The sequence below is a fragment of the Zestomonas ipomoeae genome (assembly GCF_057128665.1).
The window spans coordinates 133,357-157,022 of record NZ_JBSKHQ010000011.1; the positions used below are offsets into that span (position 1 = coordinate 133,357).

Sequence of the window (23,666 nt, forward strand, 5' to 3'; positions counted from 1 at the left end):
CGGCGTATAGGGCGGTTGAATCCCACTGCCGTGGCGGAGTGAGTCGCTTGGCTGTAGGGGCGCATTTATTCGCCTGACTCGGCTTCGTTGGGCGAATGAGTTCGCCCATACAGTAAGGCGGCGGGTTGCACACGCCATGAAACCATGCCTACCAAGAGGCCACCGCGCTCGCGTTTTTACCGCTTCGCTTGACGTATGATCCGACGCTACCCGAACAACCAGAACTAACGGGAGACGTTCCATGAGTGCCGCGACCCCCGCGCCGTTGCCTTTGATTCCGGCCAAGCTGATGGTGCCGGCGCTGCCCAAGGGGTTGGTCGAGCGGCCGCGTTTCGACGAGTGGCTGCAGCGCTTGCCGCAGGTGCGCCTGGCCGTGCTGCAGGCTGCCAGCGGCTTCGGCAAGACCACCCTGGCCTGTCAGTGGACGCAGGCATTTCCCGGCAAGGTCGCCTGGTTGCAACTGCACGCCAGCGACAACGACGCGGCCCAGCTCGGCCGCTATCTGGTACATGCGCTCGACCGCCAGTTGGATAACGGCTGCCCGCTGAGCCTGCTGCTGGCGGAGCAGGGCGGCGAGGGCTTCGAAGCGCTGCTGACCCGCCTGCTCGCCGAGCTGCCGACCGAACACGAACCGCTGCTGCTGGTGCTCGACGAGTTCGAGGCGCTGCACAACCGCGCGGCGATTCGCGCGCTGCGCTTCTTCCTGCGCCACATGCCCGACTGGCTGACGCTGTTGGTATGCAGCCGCGGCCTGCCGGAGCTGGGCGTAGCCGAGCTGCGGGTGAAGAACCAGTTGCTGGCGCTGGACGCCAGCCACCTGGCCTTCGAGCACGACGAAGTGCAATCGGTCCTGGCCCTCGGGCTGCCGGTAAACATCAATCGCGAGCAGATCGAGCGGCTCAACCGGCGCATCGGCGGCTGGCCCTGCGCCCTGCAACTGGCGGTGCAGGAAGTGCAGACCGGACGCGGCATGGACCTGTTCCTGGAGAGCCTGCAACTCGGCCATCCGTACATTCGCGACTACCTGCGCGAACAGGTGCTCGACAACCTCGACGCGCAGACCCTCGATTTCCTGCAGTCGACCTGCCTGCTGGAGCGCTTCAGCGCCGCCCTGGCCGATCGCCTGACTGAAACCTGCAATGGCCGCGAAATGCTCGAGCGATTGGAGCGCGAGGGCCTGTTCCTGCAGCCGCTCGACGGCCTGCGCCAATGGTTCGCCTACCATCCGCTGTTCGCCTGTTTCCTCCAGGGCGAGCTGCGCACCCACCAGCCGCACCGCATCGCCGCGTTGCACCTGCGCGCCGCCGAGGCATTGATCGAAGAGCAGATGCCGGAGGAGGCCGCCCGCCATGCGGTGCTGGCGCGCAACCCGCAGCGGGTCGCCCAGGTGCTGCAGAGCCATGGCCGGCAGTTCTATCGCCAGGGTCGCCTGAGCCTGCTGCAACAGTGCCTGGAGGCTTTGCCGGAAGGCACCATCGCCGGCTCGCCACTGTTCACCCTGCTGCAAGCCTGGGTGTCGCAGAATCAGTACCAGTTCGACCAGGTCGAACGCTGGTTCAAGGCTGGCGAGCAGGCCTTGCAGGAGAGTTGCTCGCCCCAGGAATGGACACGTATCGAAGGCGAGTTCAAGGCCGTGCGCGCCCAGGTCGCGATGAACCAGGGCGACGAGCAGAAGGCCATCGCCCTGGCCCGCGAGGCGCTGGCCGGCGAGCCGATGATCATGCGCACCTCCAAGGTGGCGGCGCTGTCGGCGCTGGCCGAGGCGCACTTCGTCCAGGGCGCGCTGGTGCAGGCACAGAAGCAGTACGAAGAAGCCGAGCGCCGCGCCCGCGATATCCATGCGTCGCACCAGGTGCTCTGGAGCCTCGGCCAGCTATCGGAAATCGCCATCGCCCAGGGCTTCCTGCAAAAGGCCTACAACCTGCAGGAGCGGGCCATGCAGTACATCGAGCAGGAGCAGTTGCAGGCCACGCCGATCATGGAGTTCATCTACCGCATCCGCGGCCAGGTGCTCTGGGAATGGCACCACCTGGACGCCGCCGAGCAGACCGCACTGCAGGGCATCGAGATTCTCGACGCGGTGGGTGACCACTGGTTCCTGCAGTGCTATGTGCTGCTGGCCCGCATCGCCCACGCCCGCGGCCAGCAGAATGTCTGCGCCGACTACATCGCCAAGCTGCAGAGCATGCTGGCCGACGACAGCTACCACATTGACTGGCGCGCCAATGCCCACTCGGTGATGCTCGGCTACTGGGAGTCGACCCAGGACAAGGAAGCCATCCAGCAATGGCTCGGCACCGCGCCGCCGCTGGCGCCGGCAGTCAACCATTTCACCCAGTGCAACGCGCGCAACCACGTGCGTGCGTACCTGTCGCTGAATCAGAGCGAACGCGCCCTGCCGATCCTGCGCCAGTTGCAGGCCGAGGCCGAGCGCCATCACCTGGTGATGGACCAGAACCGCAACCAGATCCTCCAGGCGCAACTGCACTGGCAGCGGGAAGAGCGCCAGGCCGCGCTCGACCACCTGCACAAGGCGTTGACCCTGGCCAATGCCACCGGCGCCATCGGTAGCTTCCTGCGTGCCGGCAAAGTGCTGATCGCCATGCTCAAGGCGCTGCAGCACGAGCGCAGGTTGGACGAGCTGGAACAGCAGCGGGCTAACCGCCTGATCCAGCTGGCCCAGCAGCAGCGCGACTTCAGCCGGGCCATCCGCATCACCCTGGACGAGGCAGTGATCCAGGACATCATCAACCGCCCCGATGTGCCCGAACTGATCCGCCACTCGCCGCTGACCCGCCGCGAATGGCAGGTGCTCAGCCTGATCCATGCCGGCCAGTCCAACGAGCAGATCGCCGAACACCTCAACGTTGCGCCCACTACCATCAAGACGCACATCCGCAGCCTCTACCAGAAGCTCAACATCACCCACCGCAGCGAGGCGGTGCAGCTGGCCAGGAGTCTATTGAGCAAGATTCAGGGGGAGTAGCGGGCGGGGATTGCTCGTCGGGTGTCTGCAAGGACGAGGTGGGCGTCGTTGGTGAAGTCCGGGCTACGCGCTGATCCACGGCGCGTAGCCCCTCTCCCCGCGTGGAAGAGGGCTGGGTGGACGTCTAGTGGAGAAGTGGCGTGAACCACCACAGCGGGCGGCCCGCAAGAAGCCCCGCCACCCTCACCCCCGGCCCCTCTCCCGGAGGGAGAGGGGAGCAGAGCGCTCCTTGCGTGGTCGATGGTCGCGCAATGGCGCGAAGCCTCACACCCGACCCGAGGTAGGCACCAGCCACCCCCTCTCCCACCGGGAGAGGGTTGGGGAGAGGGGCGCTCCCCTCGGAGTGTCAGACCCGATCAGCCAGGTGACACTCTCAAACCAGCGAGTCTCATCGTGGAAGGACTGCCGAAGCGTAGGCGCAGGAGCCACTCGCACCGCCCATCCTGGGTCCCGGCCTTCGCCGGGACGACGGCCCTGACGTACCACGCCATCCCCATACCCCGTCATACCGGCGAAGGCCGGCAACGCAGGAGCCTGTCGCGCCACCGGTGCAGGGTCCCGACCATCGCCAGGACAGCGGCCTGACGTACCACGCCATGCCCATACCCCGTCATACCGGCGAAGGCCGGTAACCAGGGGCCGGCAACGCAGGAGCCTGTCGCGCCACCGACGCAGGGTCCCGGCACCGCCGGAGGGCCTCATCCCCCGAGTCTCCTCCCCCTACGCCCAACCCATCAGCCCGATAAATATCCTCACGGGATGATGTGGCGATACCGGGCGCACCCTACAGTGGCCTGGAGTAATCACTGACATCCAAGGGTTCGCTGTATGACTGTCCTCCGTAAGGATTGGTGGCGCGGTGGCGTCATTTATCAGGTTTATCCGCGCAGCTTCTTCGACAGCAACGGCGACGGCGTCGGCGACCTGCCTGGCGTGCTGGAAAAGCTCGACTACATTGCCAGCCTCAAGGTGGATGCGATCTGGCTGTCGCCGTTCTTCACCTCGCCGATGGATGATTTCGGCTACGACGTGGCCGACTATCGGGGCGTCGACCCGCTGTTCGGCACCTTGGAGGATTTCGACCGGTTGATCGCGGCGGCCCACGAGCGTGGTCTGCGGGTGTTCATCGACCAGGTGCTCAACCACTCGTCCGACCAGCATCCCTGGTTCGCCGAGAGCCGCTCCAGCCGCGATAACCCCAAGGCCGACTGGTACGTCTGGGCCGACCCGAAGCCGGACGGCACGGTGCCAAACAACTGGCTGTCGGTATTCGGCGGCCCGGCCTGGAGCTGGGACAGCCGGCGCAAGCAGTACTACCTGCACAATTTCCTCTCCAGCCAGCCGGACCTCAACTTCCACTGCGAGGCGGTACAGCGGCAGCTGCTCGACGATATGGAGTTCTGGCTGCAGCGCGGTGTGGACGGCTTCCGCCTGGATGCGGCGAACTTCTACTTCCATGATCGCCTGCTACGGGACAACCCACCGAACCTGGAAATCCGCGAGGGCAGCATCGGTGTGCGCGCCGACAATCCCTACGCCTACCAGCAGCACCTCTACGACAAGACCCAGCCGGAGAACCTCGGCTTCCTGCGTCGCCTGCGCGCGCTGCTGGAGCGCTACCCCGGCAGCTCGAGCGTGGCCGAGGTCGGTTGCGACAACTCGCTGCGCACCATGGCGGCCTACACCGGCGGCGGCGATACGCTGCACATGGCCTATTCCTTCGACCTGCTCACCGAGCAGTGCAGCCCGGCGTTCATCCGCCACACCCTGGAGAGCATCGAGAAGGAACTGGGCGACGGCTGGCCCTGCTGGTCCACCGGTAACCACGACGTGGTGCGGGTGATCAGCCGCTGGGCGCTGAATGGCCAGCCCGACCCGCAGCGCGCGCGGCTGATGATGGCCCTGCTGTTGTCCCTGCGGGGCAGCGTCTGCCTCTACCAGGGCGAGGAACTGGGCCTGCCGGAAGCCGAGTTGCGCTACGAGGAACTGGTCGATCCCTATGGCCTGCGCTTCTGGCCGGAATTCAAGGGTCGCGACGGCTGCCGCACGCCTATGCCTTGGGAAGAAGGCGACGTGCATGGCGGTTTCACCCTGGACAGGCCCTGGCTGCCACTGCCCGATTCGCACCGGCCCCTGGCGGTGTCCGTCCAGGAACGGGACCCGAACTCCATGCTCAACTGCTACCGGAACTTCCTCGCCTGGCGCCAGGACCAGCCGGTGTTGATCGAGGGCGACATCCGCATGGTGCACCACGACGACGCGTTGCTGGTGTTCGAGCGGCGGCTGGGCGAGCAGGTCTGGCTGTGCCTGTTCAATCTCGGCGACGAACAGCGCCGCTACCCGCTGAAATCCATGGTCGAACCGCTGCTCGAAGTGCCGGCCAGCACCGCGCAGTTCCTCGGCCGCTGGGTAGAGCTGCCGGCCCATGGCTTCGGCTTCGCCCGCCTGCTTGGTTGAGCCGGTCGCCGGTTCGCGGTGCTTCGCCTTGAACCGGCTTCGGCATTCTGCAATGGTCGGCACGGGCCCGCGCCCTGTCTGAGGAGTCAAAGATGGCCAGCGTCACCCTGCGCAATATCTGCAAGAGTTACGGCGACATCCGCATTACCCGCAATATCGATCTGGAGATCCAGGACGGCGAATTCGTCGTCTTCGTTGGGCCGTCCGGCTGCGGCAAATCGACCCTGCTGCGGCTGATCGCCGGACTTGAGGACATCACCGACGGCGACCTGCTGATCGGCTCGCAGCGGGTCAACGACCTGCCGCCGATGGATCGCTCGGTGGGCATGGTGTTCCAGTCCTACGCGCTCTATCCACACATGACGGTGGCAGAAAACATGGCCTTCGGCCTCAAGCTGGCCAAGGTCAACAAGGGTGAGATCCAGCGCAAGGTGGAGGAGGTCGCGCGCATCCTGCAGCTGGACAAGCTGCTCGAACGCAAGCCCAAGGACCTTTCCGGCGGCCAGCGCCAGCGCGTGGCCATCGGCCGTACGCTGGTGCGCGAACCCAAGGTGTTCCTGTTCGACGAGCCGCTGTCGAACCTCGATGCCTTCCTGCGGGTGCAGATGCGCATCGAGATTTCGCGCCTGCACCAGCGGCTGAAGTCCACCATGATCTACGTCACCCATGATCAGGTGGAGGCCATGACCATGGCCGACAAGATCGTCGTGCTCAATGCCGGCGAGATCGCCCAGGTCGGGCCGCCGCTGGAGCTGTACCACTACCCGCAGAACCAGTTCGTCGCCGGCTTCCTCGGCTCGCCGCAGATGAATTTCCTCGAGGTCAGGGCCACCCAGGCCAGCGCCGAGACGGTGGAAGTTGAACTGCCCGGCGGCTATCGCCTGCGCCTGCCGGTGGACGGCAGCCTGGTCAACCCCGGCGACAGCCTCACGCTGGGGGTACGCCCGGAGCATTTCGTCGAGCCGGACCAGGCCGACATCGCTTTCCACGGGCAGATCGGCGTCGCCGAGCGCCTGGGCGACCACAATCTGCTCTACCTCGATCTGGAAGGGGTGGATCACATGGTCACCCTGCGCTGCGACGGCAACCGCCGTGTCGCCGCCGGCCAGCCCTACGTCGCCGGCCTGCGAGCCGACAAATGCCACCTGTTCCGCGCCGACGGCCAGGCATGCAAACGGCATTACCGCGAGCCGGCGATTCACGGGTAGAAAAGCGCGTAGGGTGGTTAGGCGCGCCGAGCGCGTGGTGGCCGAGACAATCCGAACCCCGTCGATGGCAGGCAATCCGCTCGTTGGGCTTCGTACCTCAACCCAACCTACAGCCCGTACGTCCATCGGTTGCGGTTGAGCGCAGCGAAGCCCAACGAATGGCACGTGACCTCGTTGTGGTGGGTTATGCAGCGCGCCAGCGGTGTCGCGGCGATTCGATTCCGTGGCCTGCGCTGCTGGCCCACCTCACGGCGCACGAGGGTGTTATTCCCCCATCACCACGCCTTCGCGGCGCGGGTCGGCGCCGCCGAACCAGCCTGTCACCGTGCGCTGGATGGCTTGCAGGCCGCTGGTCATTTCCATCTCGTTCACTTCCTGGCCGCGTTGCTTGAGCGCTGCCACTGTGGCGGCCGGGAAGCGCCCGGCCTCCAGCACGGTCGGGCCGTTGAAGTTGCCGAAGTTGGGCAGGTCGATGGCCTTCTGCGCGTTCAACTGCCAGCCGTACAGGCCCAGCAGGGTCTTGCCGGTGAAGTGGATAATCGCCGCACCGCCCGGTGAGCCGACGCTGGCCAGCAATTGGCCGTTGTTGGCATCGAACACCAGGGTCGGCGTCATGCTCGAGCGCGGCCGTTTGCCCGGCTCGACGCGGTTGGCCACCGGGCGGCCCTGGGCGTCGCGGGGCACGAAGGCGAAGTCGGTCAGCTCGTTGTTCAGCAGGAAACCGCCCGGCAGGCCGGTGCCGCCGTCGTTCAGCAGCCGCGAGCCGAATGCCGATTCGATGGTGGTGGTCATCGCCAGGGCGTTGCCGTCCGCGTCGACGATGCTGATGTGGCTGGTGCCGTGTTCCGGCTGGTCGGCCTGGGGCGCATAGGCCAGCGGCATAGGTGCCGGCACGCCGGGTTGGGCCGTGCCCATGCTGCGCGAGCCGATCAGCGCGGCGCGCTGCTTGAGATAGTCCGGCGCCAGCATGCTGTTCCAGTTGCCGCCGGGGGCCAGGGTGTAGTCCGGGTCGCCGATGTATTGGGCGCGATCGGCATAGGCCAGCTTCGACGCTTCGCTGTACTGGTGCAGGAAGGTCGGCGTCGGCAGCTCGTTTTCCAGCGGCTCCAGGGGCGGCACCTGCTCCAGCAGCCCGAGGATCTGCATCATCGTCAGGTGGCCGGAGGAGGGGGGCGGGAAGCCGCAGACCCGGTATTGGCGCTGCCAGAGCGTGCACAGCGGCAGGCGCTTCTTCGCCTCGTAGCCGGCCAGGTCCTCCAGGCTTAGGCGGCCGGGGTTGGCGCTCCGGTTGACCTGCCTGACCATCGCCTCGGCCGCCGCGCCCTCATAGAAGGCACTGCTGCCGTGCTCGGCGATATCCCGCAGCAACTGCGCCAGCGCCGGGTTGCGCAATTGCGTGCCGACCGGCAGCGGCGAGCCGTCCGCCTGGTAATAGAAGGCGGCCGCCGCCGGGTTCTGCCGCAGGTAGGTATCCGCCGCCAACAGGCTGTTCAGCCGCGGACTGACCGCGAAGCCCTGTTCGGCCAGGCGAATCGCCGGGGTGAACAGCGTCGCCCAGGGCAGCTTGCCGTGTTCGCGGTGGGCGGTTTCGAGCATCTTCAGCACGCCGGGCACGCCGACCGAACGGCCGCCGACCACTGCGGCCATGAAGTCCATGGGTGTGCCGTCGGGATTCAGGAACAGCTCTTCGCTGGCCGCCGCCGGTGCCGTTTCGCGCCCGTCGAAGGCTTCCAGCTGCTGGCCGTCCCAGTACATCAGGAAGGCGCCGCCACCGAGCCCGCTGGATTGCGGCTCCACCAGCGCCAGCACCATCTGTACGGCGATGGCTGCGTCCAGGGCGTTGCCGCCGGCCTTGAGCACCTGGTAGCCGGCATCGGTGGCCAGCGGATTGGCGGCCGCGACGGCGTATTTTTCCATGGCCCAGCCGGGCTTGGCCTGATAGCCGCTGGCGGCCTCCGGCATCTGCGGAATCTGGTAGTCGAGTGCCCTGTCTCGGGTCTGGCAGGCGGCGAGGGCAAGCAGGGTAAAACTGACGGCGAGGGTTGCGCGTCCGCTGGGCATGGCAAGCTCCTGTTGGATGGATTGTTGTGCACCCTAGCAGACAAGCGATGCGGAACCGTGTTGCACCTTGGGTGGCGAGACTGCCAACGGCTGCTCGGTTGCCGCTCGCCGGTCCGGGAAATGAGGGCCTGATCGGTGAGGGGCGTTGGCTGTCAATGCGCCGGCTCAGCGGCTCTTCGGCGCCACGCTGACGCCTTCGAGGGTGGCGAAGGAGGTGTCCTTGGCGGTCAGCAGGAAGTCGCGCATGAATGGGGCATCGAGCATGTCCGCGCGAATGGCGGCATAGAGGGTGGCGACCAGGCCTTTATCGCCAAGGCGCTTGGCAGTGACATAGCCGCGGGAGCTGTACTCGTGGATCGCCCAGTTCGGCAGGCAGCAGACCCCGCGCCCGGACGCCACCAGTTGCAGCATCATCACCGTCAGCTCGGCGGTACGGACCCCGGCCGGCTCGATGTCAGCCGGATCGAGGAAACGGGTGAAGATATCCAGCCGGTCGCGCTCCACCGGGTAGCTGATCAGCGTCTCCGTGGCCAGATCCTCCGGCACGATGTAGGGCTTGCTGGCCAGCGCGTGCTGGTTGGCAACCGCCAGCAGCGCCTCGTAGGTAAACAGCGGCACGTAGCTGATGCCGGCCATCTCCACCGGGTCGGCGGTCACCACCAGGTCCAGGTCGCCGCGGGCCAACGCCGGCAGCGGAGCGAAGGAGAAGCCCGAGGCCAGGTCCAGCTCCACCTCCGGCCAGGCATCGCGGAACTGGTCGATGGTCGGCATCAGCCACTGGAAGCAGCTGTGGCACTCGATGGCCATATGCAGGCGGCCCGCCGTGCCGCCGGCCAGCCGCGCCAGGTCGCGCTCGGCGCCACGCAGTTGCGGCAGCACCGCATCGGCCAGTTGCAGCAGGCGCAGCCCGGCGCTGGTGAAGCGCAGCGGCTTGGTCTTGCGCACGAATAGCTGCATGCCGAGGCGCTCCTCCAGTTCCTTGAACTGGTGGGACAGCGCCGATTGGGTCAGGTGCAGGCGCTCGGCGGCGTCCACCAGGCTGTCAGCTTCGCGAAGTGCATGAAGGGTCTTCAGGTGGCGGATTTCCAGCATGGTGGCGGATCACTCGGACTGCTTGGGGTGAGATGCCGGCAGAAGGCTCGCTATGGCTACGGCGGCCAGCCGGGTGCGAGGCAGTCTGCATGAACGTCGTTCATCGAACGATGCAAGTGTCCCCCAAGCCCGATTGGCTGTCGAGCCGGCTAGGAGAGCAGGGGCTGGCCGAACAGCAGGAGGCTGCCGATGCAATATGCGAACGCCAGGATCTCCGGCACGCCATCGTGGGTGAACAGCGCCAGCCCCAAGGCGGTCAATGCGGTGCCGTTGAGGGAATTGGCGAAGGCAGCCTGGTCCTATCCCGCACTCGACTGCTCGACCCGTTGCAGCAGTTCCTGCAGATTGCTCGGTGCGTCGTCGTTCGTCATGGGTGCCTCGCTGCCAGCGGCCTGCATGCATTTTGCGGTCACGGTCGGTCACGGGTTTGGGCGTCTGGATACGGATGCAACATGAGAATATCTTTAGATGAAGTGTAGTAACTTGAGTTTGTCTCATTCTTTCATCGCACCGACAATCGCCTCCATCAACCGTATGGAGACGCTCCCATGGCACTGGCCCACACCCTTGGATTCCCCCGTATCGGCCGCGACCGCGAGCTGAAGAAAGCCCTCGAAGCCCACTGGCGCGGCGAGCTGGACGAAGCCGGCCTGCGCGCCGTCGGCCGCGACTTGCGCGCCGCCCACTGGCAGGCGCAGAAGGACGCCGGCATCGAACTGCTGCCGGTAGGCGATTTCGCCTGGTACGACCAGGTGCTGACCCAGTCGCTGACCTTTGGCGTGATCCCCGAACGCTTCCGTGCCGCCGACGGCAAGGTTGGCCTGGAGACCCTGTTCGCCATGGCCCGTGGCGCCACCCACAGCTGCTGCGGCAGCGCACAGGCGCAGACGCTCCAGGCCCAGGAGCTGACCAAGTGGTTCGATAGCAACTACCACTATCTGGTGCCGGAATTCACCGCTGACCAGTCGTTCCGCCTGAGCTGGCAGCAATTGTTCGAGGAGGTCGACGAAGCCCGTGCCCTCGGGCACAGGGTCAAGCCGGTGCTGCTCGGCCCGCTGACCTACCTGTGGCTGGGCAAGGCCAAGGGCGAGTCGTTCGACCGACTGGATCTGCTCGATCGCCTGCTGCCGCTCTATGGCGAAGTGTTCGGTCGGTTGGCGGCGCAGGGGGTGGAGTGGGTGCAGATCGACGAGCCGATCCTGGTGCTGGACCTGCCGCAGGACTGGAAGAACGCCTTCGAGCGCGCCTATCACCTGCTCCAGCACGCACCGCTGAAGAAACTGGTGGCCACCTATTTCGGTGGCCTGGAAGACAACCTCGGGCTGGCGGTCGGCCTGCCGGTGGACGGCCTGCATATCGATCTGGTGCGGGCGCCGCAACAACTGGCGGGCGTGCTGGATCGCCTGCCGCCCTACAAGGTGCTGTCCCTCGGCGTGGTGGACGGCCGCAACATCTGGCGCTGCGACCTGCAACAGGCCCTGGGCTTGCTGCAGCAGGCCGGCGAGCGGTTTGCCGAGCGCCTGTGGGTCGCGCCCTCCTGCTCGCTGTTGCACAGTCCGGTGGACCTAGAGCGGGAGGACCGGTTGGACGAAGAGTTGAAGAGCTGGCTGGCGTTCGCCGTGCAGAAGTGCGCCGAGGTGGCCTTGCTCGCCCGTGCCGTGGATCAGCCAGAGGCCCACGAGGTGAAGGCGGCGCTGGCCCACAACCAGCAGGTGCAGGAAAGCCGCAAGCGCTCGCCGCGCATCCACAAGGCCGAGGTGCAGGCGCGCTTGCAGGCGGTGACCGCCGATGACTGCCGCCGCGCCACCCCGTTTGCCGAGCGCATCGCTCAACAGCGTGCGCACCTGCGGCTGCCGGCGTTCCCCACCACCAGCATCGGCTCCTTCCCGCAGACGACGGCGATCCGCCAGGCGCGTCGGGATTTCAAGCAGGGCAACCTCGACGAGGCCGGCTACATCGCTGCCATGCGTGCGGAAATCGCCGAGGCGGTGCGCATCCAGGAACACCTGGGGCTGGACGTGCTGGTGCACGGCGAAGCTGAGCGCAACGACATGGTCGAATACTTCGCCGAGCAGTTGGACGGCTACGCCTTCACCCGCTTCGGCTGGGTGCAGAGCTACGGTTCGCGCTGCGTCAAACCGGCCGTCATCTATGGCGACCTGAGCCGCCCGCGCCCGATGACCGTGGAGTGGATCCGCTTCGCCCAGAGCCTCACCGACAAACCGCTCAAGGGCATGCTGACCGGCCCGGTGACCATGCTGATGTGGTCCTTCGCCCGCGACGACCTGCCTCGCGAGACCCAGGCGCGGCAACTGGCGCTGGCCATTCGCGATGAGGTCCGGGACCTGGAGGCCGCCGGCATCGGCATCATCCAGATCGACGAGGCGGCGTTTCGCGAGGGCCTGCCGCTGCGTCAGGCCGAGCGCGGCGCCTACCTGGACTGGGCAGTCGAGGCGTTCCGCCTGTGCAGCTCGGGAGTGGCCGATGGCACGCAGATCCATACCCACATGTGCTACAGCGAATTCAACGACGTGATCGAAGCCATCGCGGCGATGGACGCCGATGTGATCACCATCGAGACCTCGCGCTCGCAGATGGAACTGCTGGACGCCTTCGAGCACTTCGCCTACCCCAACGAGATCGGCCCCGGCGTCTACGACATCCACTCGCCGCGGGTGCCGCAGGTGGGCGAAATGGTCGAGCTGCTGCAACGGGCCGCCAGGCGCATCCCGGTGGAGCGGCTGTGGGTCAACCCCGACTGCGGGCTGAAGACCCGCGCCTGGGCGGAAACCGAGGCGGCGCTGAAGAACATGGTGGAAGCCGCGCGGCAACTGCGCGAGGCGCTGCCGGCCTGATCCTGCCGGGCGCTCGCGAGCGCCCGGTCCCGCCCTGCCGCGCCGAAGAATCACAGCCGTCGGTGACCGCTCGGCGGCCTTCATCAAATTGTCATGCTTTTGTGGCAGTGCGCACGAACGAACATCCGCAGAATTCCGATCTACTGGAAGTTGCATTCGTTGGTGTTTCGAACATGCGTGTTGTCCTGTTTCTGGCCGCGCTACTCTGCGGCCTGCCGTCTTTCGCGGCCTCCCCTTGCGATCCCCGGGTGCCCACCGAGCATGCCGACGTGGGCGACCTGACCCTGGCCTATCAGAGCATCGGCCGCGAGCGCGACCCGGTGCTGCTGATGGTCATGGGGCTTGGCGGGCAGCTTATCCACTGGCCCGACGAAGTGGTGGTGCGCCTCTGCCAGCAGGGCTTTCGCGTGGTCCGCTTCGACAATCGCGACGTGGGTCTGTCGCGCTGGAAGCACGCCGCGCCGCCGGCCAACCTCGCCTATGAGGCGCTGCGCTATCGGCTCGGCCTGGCGGTGACGGCACCGTATCGCTTGCGCGACATGGCCCGTGACGGCCTGGGCCTGATGAACACGCTGGGCGTGGGGCGCTTCCACCTGCTGGGCGCCAGCATGGGCGGCATGATCGCCCAGCACATGGCCGACCTGGCACCGCAGCGGGTGATGAGCCTGACCCTGATCATGACCAGTTCCAGCGCCCAGGGCCTGCCCGCCCCCGATGGCGCCTTGCTGGAACTGCTGGCTCGCCGGGAAGCGCCGAGCCGCGAAGTGGCCATCGAGCAGCAAGCCGACCTGCTCGCCGCCCTCGGCAGCCCGCGGGTCGCCGACGACCGCGAGCTGCTGCTGCAACAGGCCGCCGAAGCCTACGACCGCGCCTTCAATCCCGAAGGCGTGCAGCGCCAGTTACTGGCGATTCTTGCCGAGCCCAGCCGGGTCGGGCTGCTCAACCGCCTGCGCGTGCCGACCCTGGTGGTTCATGGCACCGCCGATCCACTGCTGCCGGTAATGCACGGCGTGCACGTAGCCGCCCATATCAAAGGCAGCGAGCTGAAGCTCATCCCCGGCCTGGCCCATCGCTTCCAAGAAGCCTTCAAGGAGCCGCTGCTGGCGGCGGTGCTGCCGTATTTGAGCGCGCACCGGGTGGGCGAGGCGCAATTGGCTGGGACCTACATTCGATAGGCCGATCACGCCAAGCCGGCCACCGCGTCGACCAGCCGCTCCAGTGGTCGGCATCGAGCACCACCTTTTCCATGCAGTCACTGGGACCCAGTTGTCTAGCGAAGTCGTCCTGTAAGGCAAGGGGAATGATGGTGTCTCGCTCGCCCGCGAGATGCCGTTGCGGCAGATGCCTGAGGACGGCGGCGTAATCCAGCGGGTCCAGCGAGCCTAGGAGAGGCGTTAGGCGCTGATACCGTGCCCACAAGCGCGGGCTGAGATTGCCTGCCAAGGTTTGTACCTGGGCGATGTCGTTGCGCGTCGCGGCCAGCAACAACGCCAGCGTGCCTCCCCCGGAATAGCCAATCAGCTCGAAGGAGGTGGCTGCGTAGCGTTGCCTGAGCTGCTCCAGCGCCTCGTTAAGGCTGTCGACGACCTCCTGCCCGTAGCGCTGCTGGGTCCAGTAAGGCGGCGCGCAGCGCGGGGATTGGACATATTGGCAGGGCCGCGCAAGGTAGACGCTGGGACGAGGATCGGACAGCGCCAGGCTCGGCACCAATGGGTTCCTGGGCGTTGGGTCGAGACTGGGCTGATTACGCGTGACCCAGGCCCGGCCATCCCCTTCCAGATACACCCGCAGACGGCCGCCCGGCGGGCCCTCCCTGGGGATGAGCGCTCGCAGTTGAAACGAGCCCGTGGCCAGGGTGGCGACCTGATGCCGGGATTGTTCGGCAAGTTGCTCCAGGTCGACCACCGGTGTAACGCAGCCGCTCAGTGCCGCCATGCAGGCGATCAGGAGCAGGACACGGCGCGGTATGGGGCTTTTGTCAGAAGTCGTAGCGGAGCTTGGCGTGCACGGTATCACTGGAGAAGTCGGCCCTCGTGAGGTGGTCATAGCTCAGCCCGACACTGGTCGCACCAAGGCGATAGTTCAAACCGAGGCTAGCCTCGTAGCTGTCGCGTGCGGGGCTGGCGCCCGGCGTGACGAAGGGGGCGCCGCCCACCACGAAGCTGCTGGTGCTGCTGACCCGATCGGCGATGAAGTCATGGTAGGCCATCAACCGTGCCTCCGGTTCGAGACTCCCCCCGCCCAGCTCGAAGCGGCCGGCGAAACGCATGCCGGCCCCCAGCTCGCCCACCTCATGGGTCTGACTGCCGATCGCCAGCGCCGCGGCGGAGCCTGACTCGCGATAGCTGTCCAGCGTCACATGGCTGTAGCGTGCCGCAACGCGGGGTTCGAGTTGCCAACCCGCATCCAGCTCGACGACATGGCCGCCGAGCAGACTCAGCCCCCATAGCGTGCTGTCGTAGTCGCCCTCGACGCGAGTGCCGGCGACATAGCGCTTGCTGCGGTTATCGCCCCGGCCGTAGGTAAGGCTGGCATCGAGGAACCAGGGGCCCTGGCTATAGGCGCCGTACAGGGTCAGGGCATGGCTTTCCGCATCCGTGGTGCTGCCGCTCTGGCTGCGCACGTCGCTGTCGAGGTAGCTGTAGGCGATGCCCAGGTGGGAGTGATCACTCAACTGCCCATCCATGCCAATGGCGAGGCCCTGGCTGTCAGCGTCGAAACCCGGAATGCCCTGGCGAGTGCCTTGGTCGGTATCGTTGCTGAGTGCCTGCAGCCAGAGTCCGGTTTCGCTGAGCTCATCACCGGAAGAGAGCCCGCGCAACCCGGCGCTGCGTTGCTGCAAGGTGTTGCCGACCAGGTTGAGGTTGCTGTGCGAGGTGAGGCTGGTGGCTCCGTTGGCGTCCGGGGTGAGTTGCTGCGCGAGCCGCGCTAGCGCTTCTCCATTGCTGCTGACCGTCGCCTCGAACAGCGGGTCTTGCTCGTCGAGTTGCCCCAGGGTAGTGCCATAGAAGGCGGCGAATGCCGGCAGTATGTGGTAGCCCGCGCCTTGCTGGCGTAGATAGTCGCTGGCCTGGGCGGGTGTCAGGCCACTGACGTCCGCGCTGATCTGGGTGTCGGTCACTGCGAAGCGCTCGATCCGCAGCAGGTCGGACTGGCTGACCACCTGCAGCCCTGAACCGCTGCCGGCACCTTGGACGTCTATATGGCTGGCGCTCAGCAGCGTATAGCGACGGGATGACAGGGAGCGGAAGTCCTCTGCGGTAGCCTTCAGGCGCAGGGTACTTGGCCCGGATTGACCAAACCGCGCCGTTCCGCTGACCTCCAGAATGGCGCGGTGCGGGTCGGTTCGAGGCTGGAGGTTGAGATCGAGCGTGCCCTCCGCCATCTGCAGATCGCCTTCGAGGCGGGTATGCGGCTGTACCAGATCCAGCGAGCTGATCCAAAGGGTGGGGGCCTGGATCAATTGACCGCTGAAGCGGGCACCGTTGCTGGCGAACATCTCGTGCAGGCCCAGCAGGTCCCCGCGGATCTCGCCACCGTTGAAGTTCAGGATGATGTTGCCGGCACCCTTGATCGCGGCGCTTTTCCCGGCGAGCAAACCCTGCTCCATATCGATTTTCAGCCAGGGAGAGGCGTCATGGCCGACGGAAGAGGCCAGGGCTTCGATGGCGATGCCCTCGGCAGCGAGCGTGCCGGTGTTGACCAACTGCAGGCCGGGGGTGGCGGTGGCGTCGTCCAGATAGCCGCTGCCAAGCAGGAGCCCGCGGCTATTTTCGCCACGCGCCTGGATGATGCCATCGTTACGCAGCAGCGAGAGATTGCCGGGGTGGTCGACGAAAATCCCGATGCTTTCCAACCCCTCGCTGCGGACCAGGCCGTAGTTGCGGAGGGAGATCGAAGAAGACTGCATGGAGCCCAGGGCGATCGCGATGCCTCGGGCGTGGTCCCCCGAGGCGAGGGCCTTGCCGGACTGCTGATTGACGATGGCGCCAACATGACTGGTCTGGCCCAGCTCGATGGCGGTGCCGTTGCGCCCCGTGGCGCTTATCCAGCCGCTGTTCTCCAGGCTGCCGGCAATCCCGGCCAGCGAGAGTGCGATACCGCGGGCGCCGTTACCCCGCGCTTCGATGCGACCGCTGTTGGCCAAGTCAGCGAGCAGCGCTGCGGAGTTCTGTAGCCGGATGCCCGCCGCCCCGACACCTTCGCTTTCGATGCGGCCGCCATTGTTCAACTGGCCGGTAATGCCTGCGTTATCGCCGACGAAGAGCCCGCTTGCCTGGGCGCCTTGCGCCGACAGCCACCCCTTGTTTTCGAGGTCGCCGGCCATCAGTGCAAGGGTAAGAGGGGAGCCGCTGCCGTCGCCGTGCAACGACAGCGCCTGCGCGCCTTCGGCACTGGCATGCAGCCTGGCCTGGTTGGTCAGCCCAAGCAGCAGATCGAGATCCGGCAACTGCCTGGTCAACTCGACGGCGTGAGTCGTGCCAGCAGCCTGGCCGGTCAGCGTCAGGGGTTCGTTGTAGTCGCTGGCATGGAGCACCATGGGGGTGCCATCCAGATGCAGGGTGCTGGCTCGAAGCGTTGGGGATAACAGAGCGGTCAGAACGAGCAGCGCTCTGCCAATAGGTACGAGGGGCATGTTCACGTCCTTGAAAGGTCAGGTGATAGCTGGGCGGCTTGGTGCCTTGATACGACCTGAGGCTTCCTGCCAGTCGAGCCATCCTACCCTTCACCTTCGGGCTTTCGGCCCCCGGTCCTTTGGCTGGTTTTGCGCACATAAAAAACCCCGCCGAAGCGGGGTGCGGGAAACATGCGTGCTGTCAGGCTGCGTGCACGGTCGCTTTGGGCGGGTGTGCCGTTTTCAGGTAGGCGGCCAGCTGCTCCTGCTCGGTGGCACTCAGGAACAGGCCGAGCTTGGTGCGGCGCCAGAGGATGTCGGCACTGTCGTGGGCCCATTCTTCATCGCACAGGTAGTCGACTTCGCGTGCATAGAGATCGGCGCCAATCTGTTCGCCCATGCCTTCCAGCGTCGAAACGCCCTGCAGCAGACGGTGGCTGCGGCTGCCATAGGTGGCGGCCCAGCGGCGGGCGAGGGTGGTCGGCAGCCAGGCGTGTTCGGCGCACAGGGCCTCCACCAGGGCGCTGCGGCTGGTCATGTCCTCGCCACCGGGCAGCGGGCTGTGGTGGGTCCAGCTCGGTTTCAGTTTCGGGAAGTACGGTGCGAGCTGCGCCAGGGCCGACTCGGCCAGCTTGCGATAGGTGGTCAGCTTGCCGCCGAACACCGAGAGCAGGGGCGCCTCGCCCGGTTCGGCGGAAAGCGCCAGGGTGTAGTCGCGGGTGATGGCCGAGGGCTCGTCGGATTCGTCGTCGCACAGGGGGCGGACACCCGCGTAGGTGTGCAGGATGTCGCCACGGGCAATGGGCTGCTTGAAGTGGGCATTGATCACTTGCAGGAGGTAGTCGATCTCACCGTCGGTGATCGCCACCTTGGCCGGGTCGCCCTGGTATTCGCGGTCGGTGGTGCCGATCAGGGTGAAGCGCTCCAGATAAGGAATGGCGAAGACGATGCGCCGGTCTTCGTTCTGCAGAATATAGGCGTGATCGCCGTCATAGAGCTTCGGCACGATGATGTGGCTGCCTTGGATCAGGCGGATGCCGTAGGGCGACTTCTGCTTCAGGTCGTCCTTGATGAAGCGTGCCACCCAGGGGCCGGCGGCATTCACCAGTGCACGCGCGCGGATCGAGTAGAGGCTGCCGTCGGCGCGCTCCAGGTGCACGTGCCAAAGGCCTTTGCTGCGCCGGGCGCTGACGCAACGGGTGTGGGTATGGACATGGGCGCCTTGCTCGCGGGCGGCCATCGCGTTGAGCACGACCAGGCGGGCGTCGTCGACCCAGCAGTCGGAGTACTCGAAGCCGCGCTTCATCTCGGCTTTCAGCGGGCTGGTGATGCCGAAGCGCAGGCTGTGCGAGCCTGGCAGTTTCTCGCGCTTGCCCAGGTGATCGTAGAGGAACAGGCCGGCGCGAATCATCCAGGCCGGCCGCAGGTGCGGGCGGTGGGGTAGCACGAAGCGCATCGGCTTGACGATGTGCGGTGCCTTGGCCAGCAGCACTTCGCGTTCGGCCAGGGCCTCGCGCACCAGACGGAATTCGTAATGTTCCAGGTAGCGCAGGCCGCCGTGGATCAGCTTGCTGCTGGCCGAGGAGGTATGCTGGGCCAGGTCGTCCTTTTCGCAGAGGTAGACCGACAGGCCACGGCCGGCCGCATCGGCTGCGATGCCGACGCCGTTGATGCCGCCGCCGATAACGGCAAGGTCATACACTTCGGCAACGGGAGCGGTGAGGTTGTCTTTTTGAGTCATGGGGCACCGTCAGTCGAAATCGAACAGGATATGTTCACTTCCGAAAACAGATTAGTCGAAGACGCTCGACTTGACCAGCCCGATGATCACTTTCGCGCCAAGTGGTCAAGGTAAGTGTTCGAGTACGGTGCCAGGGCCAGGACGGATAGCCATGCAACTCAGGCGAATGGATTCGCCCCTACAGGAATCAGACATGACCTGGGCATCCCGATAGCCGCTTCGCCAATCCAGCAACGACTTGTAGGGGCGCGTACCTAGGGAAAGCATCGAGAATGGCCAGCTCCGGCTTCTCCGCAGCCGCCAGCGTCAGGCCTGGCAGGCTCTGGAGCGGTTCAGACCAGGTCGAGGTGGATCTTCTGTTCGCTGAGCAGGCGGGCGATGGGGGCGGGAGGGACGTGGTCGGTGAACACTCGGTCGACCAGGGTGATCGGCCCCAGACGCACCACGGCGTTGCGACCGAACTTGCTGGAGTCGGCGGCGAGGAAGACCTGCCGCGCGTTGTCGATAATCGCCTGGGAAACGCGCACTTCCTGGTAGTCGAAGTCCAGCAGGCTGCCGTCTTCGTCGATGCCGCTGATGCCCACCAGGGCGAAATCGACCTTGAACTGGTGGATGAAATCCACTGCCGCCTGGCCGACCACGCCGCCGTCGCTGCGCACCGTGCCGCCGGCCACCAGCACCTCGAAATCGTCCTTGGCGCTGAGTTGGGCGGCCACGTGCAAGTTGTTGGTGATGATTTTCAGACCAGTGTGGTTGAGCAGGGCGCGGGCGATGGCTTCGGTGGTGGTGCCGATGTTGATGAACAGCGAAGCGTGATTGGGAATCACTGCGGCAATGGCTTCGGCGATGCGCTGCTTTTCATCGCGCATCTGCCCGGCCCGCATGCCGTAGGCGGTGTTCTGAATGCTCGACGCTTCGCTGGCAGCACCGCCGTGGGTGCGTCGTAGAAGGCCTTGTTCGGCCAGCTGGTTGATGTCGCGACGAATGGTCTGCGGGGTGACGGCGAAGACCTGGGCGAGCTCGTCGATGCTGACGTAGCCGCGCTCGCGGGCGAGGTCGAGAATGCGCTGTTGGCGAGGCGCTAGGCTCATAGGGGCTCCCTTGGAATGGCCGGCATTATAGCCGGGAGCTGCCCAAGCGCGAATTTTCGGCTATGGTACGCGAATCCTGTCGCGGATTTTCACATTCGAACATGACACCTGCCATCGATCTGCTGAAGAAAGCCCGTGCCGAGCATCGCGTGCACAGCTATGACCACGACCCCAAGGCGCCGTCCTACGGCCTGGAGGCGGCGGAGAAACTCGGCCTGGAACCGGCGCGGGTATTCAAGACACTGTTGGCCGCCAGCGAAAAGGGCGAGCTGCTGGTGGCGGTGGTCCCCGTCGCCGGCAGTCTCGATTTGAAAAGCCTGGCCCAGGCCGCGGGGGTTAAGAAGGCCGACATGGCCGACCCGAGCGCCGCCCAGCGCGCCACCGGCTATCTGCTTGGCGGTATCAGCCCGCTGGGGCAGAAGAAGCGCCTGCGCACCTTCATCGACGAGACCGCCAAGGCCTTTCCGACCATCTACGTCAGCGCCGGCCGCCGCGGCCTGGAAGTGGAACTCGCCGCCGCGCTATTGGCGCAGCACACCCAAGCCCAGTTCGCCGCCATTGGCCGCGAATGAACCTGCCCAATCACCTCGCCCAGAACAATAAGGAACCCGAGCATGGCCCAGTACCTACTTGCGATTGACCAAGGCACCACGAGCAGCCGCGCCATCGTATTCGACACCGAGGGCCGGCCGGTGGCCCGTGCACAGCAGGAATTCAAGCAGTACTTCCCCAAGGACGGCTGGGTCGAGCATGACGGCGAGGAGATCTGGCAGAGCACCCTGGACGTCTGCCGACAGGCACTGCAGCAGGACGGGTTGAGCGCCGAGCAGATCGTCGCCATCGGCATCACCAACCAGCGGGAAACCACCCTGGTGTGGGATGCCGCCAGCGGTGCGCCGATCCACCCGGCCATCGTCTGGCAGGATCGCCGCACGGCGGACTACTGCGCCGAGCTCAAGGCCGCCGGACACGAGGCGATGGTCAGCGCCAAGAGCGGGCTGCTGATCGACCCGTACTTTTCCGCCACCAAGCTGCGCTGGATACTCGACAGCGTGCCCGGCGCCCGCGAGCGGGCCGAGCGTGGCGAGCTGCGTTTCGGCACGGTCGACTGCTTCCTGCTCTGGCGCCTGACCGGTGGCAAGGTGCACCGCACCGACGCCAGCAACGCCTCGCGCACCCTGATGTTCAACATCCACAGCCAGCAATGGGACGACGAGTTGCTGGCGCTGTTCGACATTCCCCGCAGCCTGCTGCCCGAGGTGCTGGATTGCGCCGCCGAGTTCGGCGTCTGCGATGCTGGGCTGCTCGGCGCGCCGATCCCGGTGCTCGGCATGGCCGGCGACCAGCAGGCTGCGCTGGTCGGTCAGGCCTGCTTCCAGCCGGGCATGGTCAAGAGCACCTATGGCACCGGCTGCTTCATGATCCAGAACACCGGCGACACCCCGGTAGCCTCAAAGAACCGCCTGCTCACCACGGTGGGCTATCGCCTGAACGGCAAGGTCACCTATGCGGTGGAAGGCAGCATCTTCGTCGCCGGTGCCGCCGTGCAGTGGCTGCGCGACGGCATCAAGCTGATCAGCCACGCCAGCGATTCCGAAGCCCTGGCCGAGCAGACCGGCGATGCCTGCGGCGTCTATCTGGTGCCGGCGTTCACCGGTCTCGGCGCGCCCTACTGGGACCCGAAAGCCCGCGGCGCGATCTTCGGCCTGACCCGCGATACCGGCATCAAGGAGATTGTCACCGCCGGCCTGCAATCGGTCTGCTACCAGACCCGCGACCTACTCGAAGCCATGCGCCAGGACGGCGCCGCGGCACCCAGCGCGCTGCGGGTCGACGGTGGCATGGTGGTGAACAACTGGGTGATGCAGTTCCTCGCCGATATTCTCGGTGTTCCGGTTGAACGCCCGGAGGTCACCGAGACCACGGCCCTTGGCGTGGCTTACCTGGCCGGCCTCAAGGCGGGCATCTTCCGCGACCTCGAGGAGGTCGCCAGCCACTGGCAGCGCCAGCAGCGCTTCGAGCCGCGCATGGCCGACGAGCCGCGGGCCAAACTCTACCTGGGCTGGCTGAACGCGGTACAACGGGTACGCAGCGAAGGTTAGGGCACAGGGTTCGGGCGGCGCCGGCCGACCTGGTTCGCGAGGTCGGGCCCGGTAGACCACGGCGCCTGGAGCACGTAACCCGGCGCGGCTGGCGGGCAGGCCAAGCCTCGCCCCCGGGTATCTCGCCGCCAGGATCGGCAGCGCGTCAGGAACCCGCCAGCATCACGCCTTCATACTGGCTGGTCAGCGTATTCATCTGCCACAGCAGCGTTTCCGTCGTCGTGGTGATCACCGTCGGCACATAGCGGGAATCGGTCGAGAGATTGAAGCCAGCCCGGGTATAGCGCCACTGGGCGTCGGCCTGCTGCAGGCCCTTGGCGATGCCGGGCGTGTTCTGCCGGGCCTGCTGCAGTTCCCGCAGCGCCAGATCGAATTCGCCCACCGCCTGCTCGAAATCGTCCCGCAGTCCCTCGATCGGCAAGTCCCAGCTCATGGCCAGGTAGAGCTTGGCGATGCGTTGGCTGAGCATGCGTTGCCGGCCGCTGCGATTGACCAGTCGCGCGCTCTGACCGCCGCTGTGCTGTTCGAGCCGTTGCACCACGTTTTCGCTTTCGGCCAGCAACTGGTCGCTGAGGGCCAGCACGGCCGGGGCGTTGCTCTTGTCGGGGCGGGTCAGCGCCAGGTCTCTGTAGCGTTTCCAGGTTTGACCGACCGACTCGATGGCCTGGCGGATGTCCGCCGTCGGCGCGTAGTCGAGCAAGGCCAGATAGTTGCTCTCGAATTTGGCGATGCTCTGGCCGAGCTGCTGCTCGGCCAGTTCCGGGCGTACATCGGCGCCGATCATCAGGTATGACTTGGCGATGCGCTGGCTGAGCATGCGCTGCATGCCGGACAGGTTCATCGCCTCGGCGGCATTGATGGCCGCCCAAGTGGAGGGGCTGAGCAGGGCGAAGCCGAGCAGCAGGGAAGCGAGCAGGGGCTTGAGCATGGGTAGACTCCTAAAGCACGCGGCGAGAGCACGAGGAGAGCCCCGCCGAGGCGGGGCCGTTTTCGTCAGTAGCTGTACTGCAGTTGCAGCCAGAGCTTGTCGGTGTCCACGGCGAAGTCGTCGGCATCGTAGCCGGCGTACTTCACCAGCCCGGTCAGGCCCTTCACACCGGGAATCGCATGGGCGTAGGAGACGTCGAGTTCCTCGCCGTACTGGCTGCTGCCGCGCTCGGCGCGGAAGTCGTGGTACCAGGCCTGCAGCATGCCGCCGAACAGCGGCACGCTGGCGCCGAGGTAGGCATCCTCGACGCCGGCCGCCGGGGTCAGCAGGAAGATGTCGGCCCAGCCCTGGAACGCGTGCTTGGTCGCCAGCGGGGTCTGGAAGGCGCGGTTTCCGGGGCCTTCATCGCCACCCAGCACCTCGTAGCCGGCCTTTAGCGCCACGCCCTTCACCGTGTAGCCCAGCTCGGCCAGGTAGTAGTCGCTGTCCAGGTCCAGCGGGTTGTCGGCGTACTCGGTCTGCCGGGCGTA

At 66.2% G+C, this 23,666-nt stretch carries 15 protein-coding genes and 1 pseudogene; 8 read left to right on the plus strand and 8 right to left on the minus strand.

Annotated features, from left to right (window positions below):
• Positions 1–241: 241 nt before the first annotated feature.
• The 3 genes from malT to malK all read left to right on the plus strand — a co-directional run bounded on the left by malT (position 242) and on the right by malK (position 6,651).
• Complete coding sequence (malT, locus tag ACWKV7_RS13835) at positions 242–2,986, plus strand: HTH-type transcriptional regulator MalT (protein ID WP_483858264.1); 2,745 nt, start codon at positions 242–244, stop codon at positions 2,984–2,986.
• Positions 2,987–3,814: 828 nt separating this feature from the next.
• Complete coding sequence (locus ACWKV7_RS13840) at positions 3,815–5,443, plus strand: alpha-glucosidase (protein WP_483858265.1); 1,629 nt, start codon at positions 3,815–3,817, stop codon at positions 5,441–5,443.
• A 92-nt stretch (positions 5,444–5,535) separates the two neighbouring features.
• On the plus strand, positions 5,536–6,651 hold the full coding sequence (gene malK / locus ACWKV7_RS13845) for a maltose/maltodextrin ABC transporter ATP-binding protein MalK (protein WP_483858266.1): 1,116 nt from the start codon (positions 5,536–5,538) through the stop codon (positions 6,649–6,651).
• A 264-nt stretch (positions 6,652–6,915) separates the two neighbouring features.
• Here the strand turns inward: malK and ggt are convergent, their stop codons facing one another.
• Entirely contained in the window at positions 6,916–8,712 is a 1,797-nt protein-coding gene (gene ggt, locus ACWKV7_RS13850) for a gamma-glutamyltransferase (RefSeq protein ID WP_483858267.1), read from the minus strand.
• 165 nt (positions 8,713–8,877) lie between these two features.
• On the minus strand, positions 8,878–9,804 hold the full coding sequence (gene metR / locus ACWKV7_RS13855; RefSeq protein ID WP_483858268.1) for a transcriptional regulator MetR: 927 nt from the start codon (positions 9,802–9,804) through the stop codon (positions 8,878–8,880).
• A gap of 189 nt (positions 9,805–9,993) precedes the next feature.
• On the opposite strand from metR, the gene ACWKV7_RS13860 reads away from it, so the two are divergent.
• The 3 genes from ACWKV7_RS13860 (at position 9,994) to ACWKV7_RS13870 (ending at position 13,834) form a co-directional block, all read left to right on the plus strand.
• Positions 9,994–10,260 carry a hypothetical protein gene (locus tag ACWKV7_RS13860; RefSeq protein WP_483858269.1) on the plus strand — a complete coding sequence of 89 codons (267 nt, stop codon included), beginning with the start codon at positions 9,994–9,996 and terminating at the stop codon, positions 10,258–10,260.
• A gap of 92 nt (positions 10,261–10,352) precedes the next feature.
• Positions 10,353–12,659 (plus strand): 5-methyltetrahydropteroyltriglutamate--homocysteine S-methyltransferase, encoded by a 2,307-nt coding sequence (gene metE, locus ACWKV7_RS13865; protein WP_483858270.1) that lies wholly within the window; start codon positions 10,353–10,355, stop codon positions 12,657–12,659.
• 173 nt (positions 12,660–12,832) lie between these two features.
• A complete protein-coding gene (locus tag ACWKV7_RS13870; protein WP_483858271.1) occupies positions 12,833–13,834 on the plus strand; it encodes an alpha/beta fold hydrolase in 1,002 nt (333 codons plus the stop codon).
• On the opposite strand, the gene ACWKV7_RS13875 is transcribed toward ACWKV7_RS13870, so the two are convergent.
• From ACWKV7_RS13875 to ACWKV7_RS13890, 4 genes are all read right to left on the minus strand, one after another.
• Positions 13,746–14,594, minus strand: a complete 849-nt coding sequence (locus ACWKV7_RS13875; protein ID WP_483858272.1) for an alpha/beta hydrolase — start codon at positions 14,592–14,594, stop codon at positions 13,746–13,748. The genes ACWKV7_RS13870 and ACWKV7_RS13875 overlap by 89 nt on opposite strands.
• Positions 14,595–14,637: 43 nt before the next feature.
• The gene (locus ACWKV7_RS13880) at positions 14,638–17,295 is read right to left on the minus strand and encodes an autotransporter family protein (RefSeq protein WP_483858273.1); all 2,658 of its coding nucleotides are present in this window, start codon (positions 17,293–17,295) and stop codon (positions 14,638–14,640) included.
• A 181-nt stretch (positions 17,296–17,476) separates the two neighbouring features.
• Complete coding sequence (glpD, locus tag ACWKV7_RS13885; protein ID WP_483858274.1) at positions 17,477–19,015, minus strand: glycerol-3-phosphate dehydrogenase; 1,539 nt, start codon at positions 19,013–19,015, stop codon at positions 17,477–17,479.
• 332 nt (positions 19,016–19,347) lie between these two features.
• Entirely contained in the window at positions 19,348–20,106 is a 759-nt protein-coding gene (locus ACWKV7_RS13890; RefSeq protein WP_483858275.1) for a DeoR/GlpR family DNA-binding transcription regulator, read from the minus strand.
• 101 nt (positions 20,107–20,207) lie between these two features.
• Between ACWKV7_RS13890 and ybaK the strand changes: the two genes are divergently transcribed.
• Positions 20,208–20,678 (plus strand): Cys-tRNA(Pro) deacylase, encoded by a 471-nt coding sequence (gene ybaK / locus ACWKV7_RS13895; protein ID WP_483858276.1) that lies wholly within the window; start codon positions 20,208–20,210, stop codon positions 20,676–20,678.
• Positions 20,679–20,720: 42 nt separating this feature from the next.
• Positions 20,721–22,208, plus strand: coding sequence for a glycerol kinase GlpK (glpK, locus tag ACWKV7_RS13900; protein WP_483858277.1), 1,488 nt, complete (start codon positions 20,721–20,723; stop codon positions 22,206–22,208).
• 145 nt (positions 22,209–22,353) lie between these two features.
• Here glpK and ACWKV7_RS13905 read toward each other — a convergent pair whose 3' ends face one another.
• Entirely contained in the window at positions 22,354–23,136 is a 783-nt protein-coding gene (locus ACWKV7_RS13905; protein ID WP_483858278.1) for a type IV pili methyl-accepting chemotaxis transducer N-terminal domain-containing protein, read from the minus strand.
• Positions 23,137–23,201: 65 nt separating this feature from the next.
• Positions 23,202–23,666: pseudogene (locus ACWKV7_RS13910) on the minus strand (alginate export family protein); the annotation flags it as partial.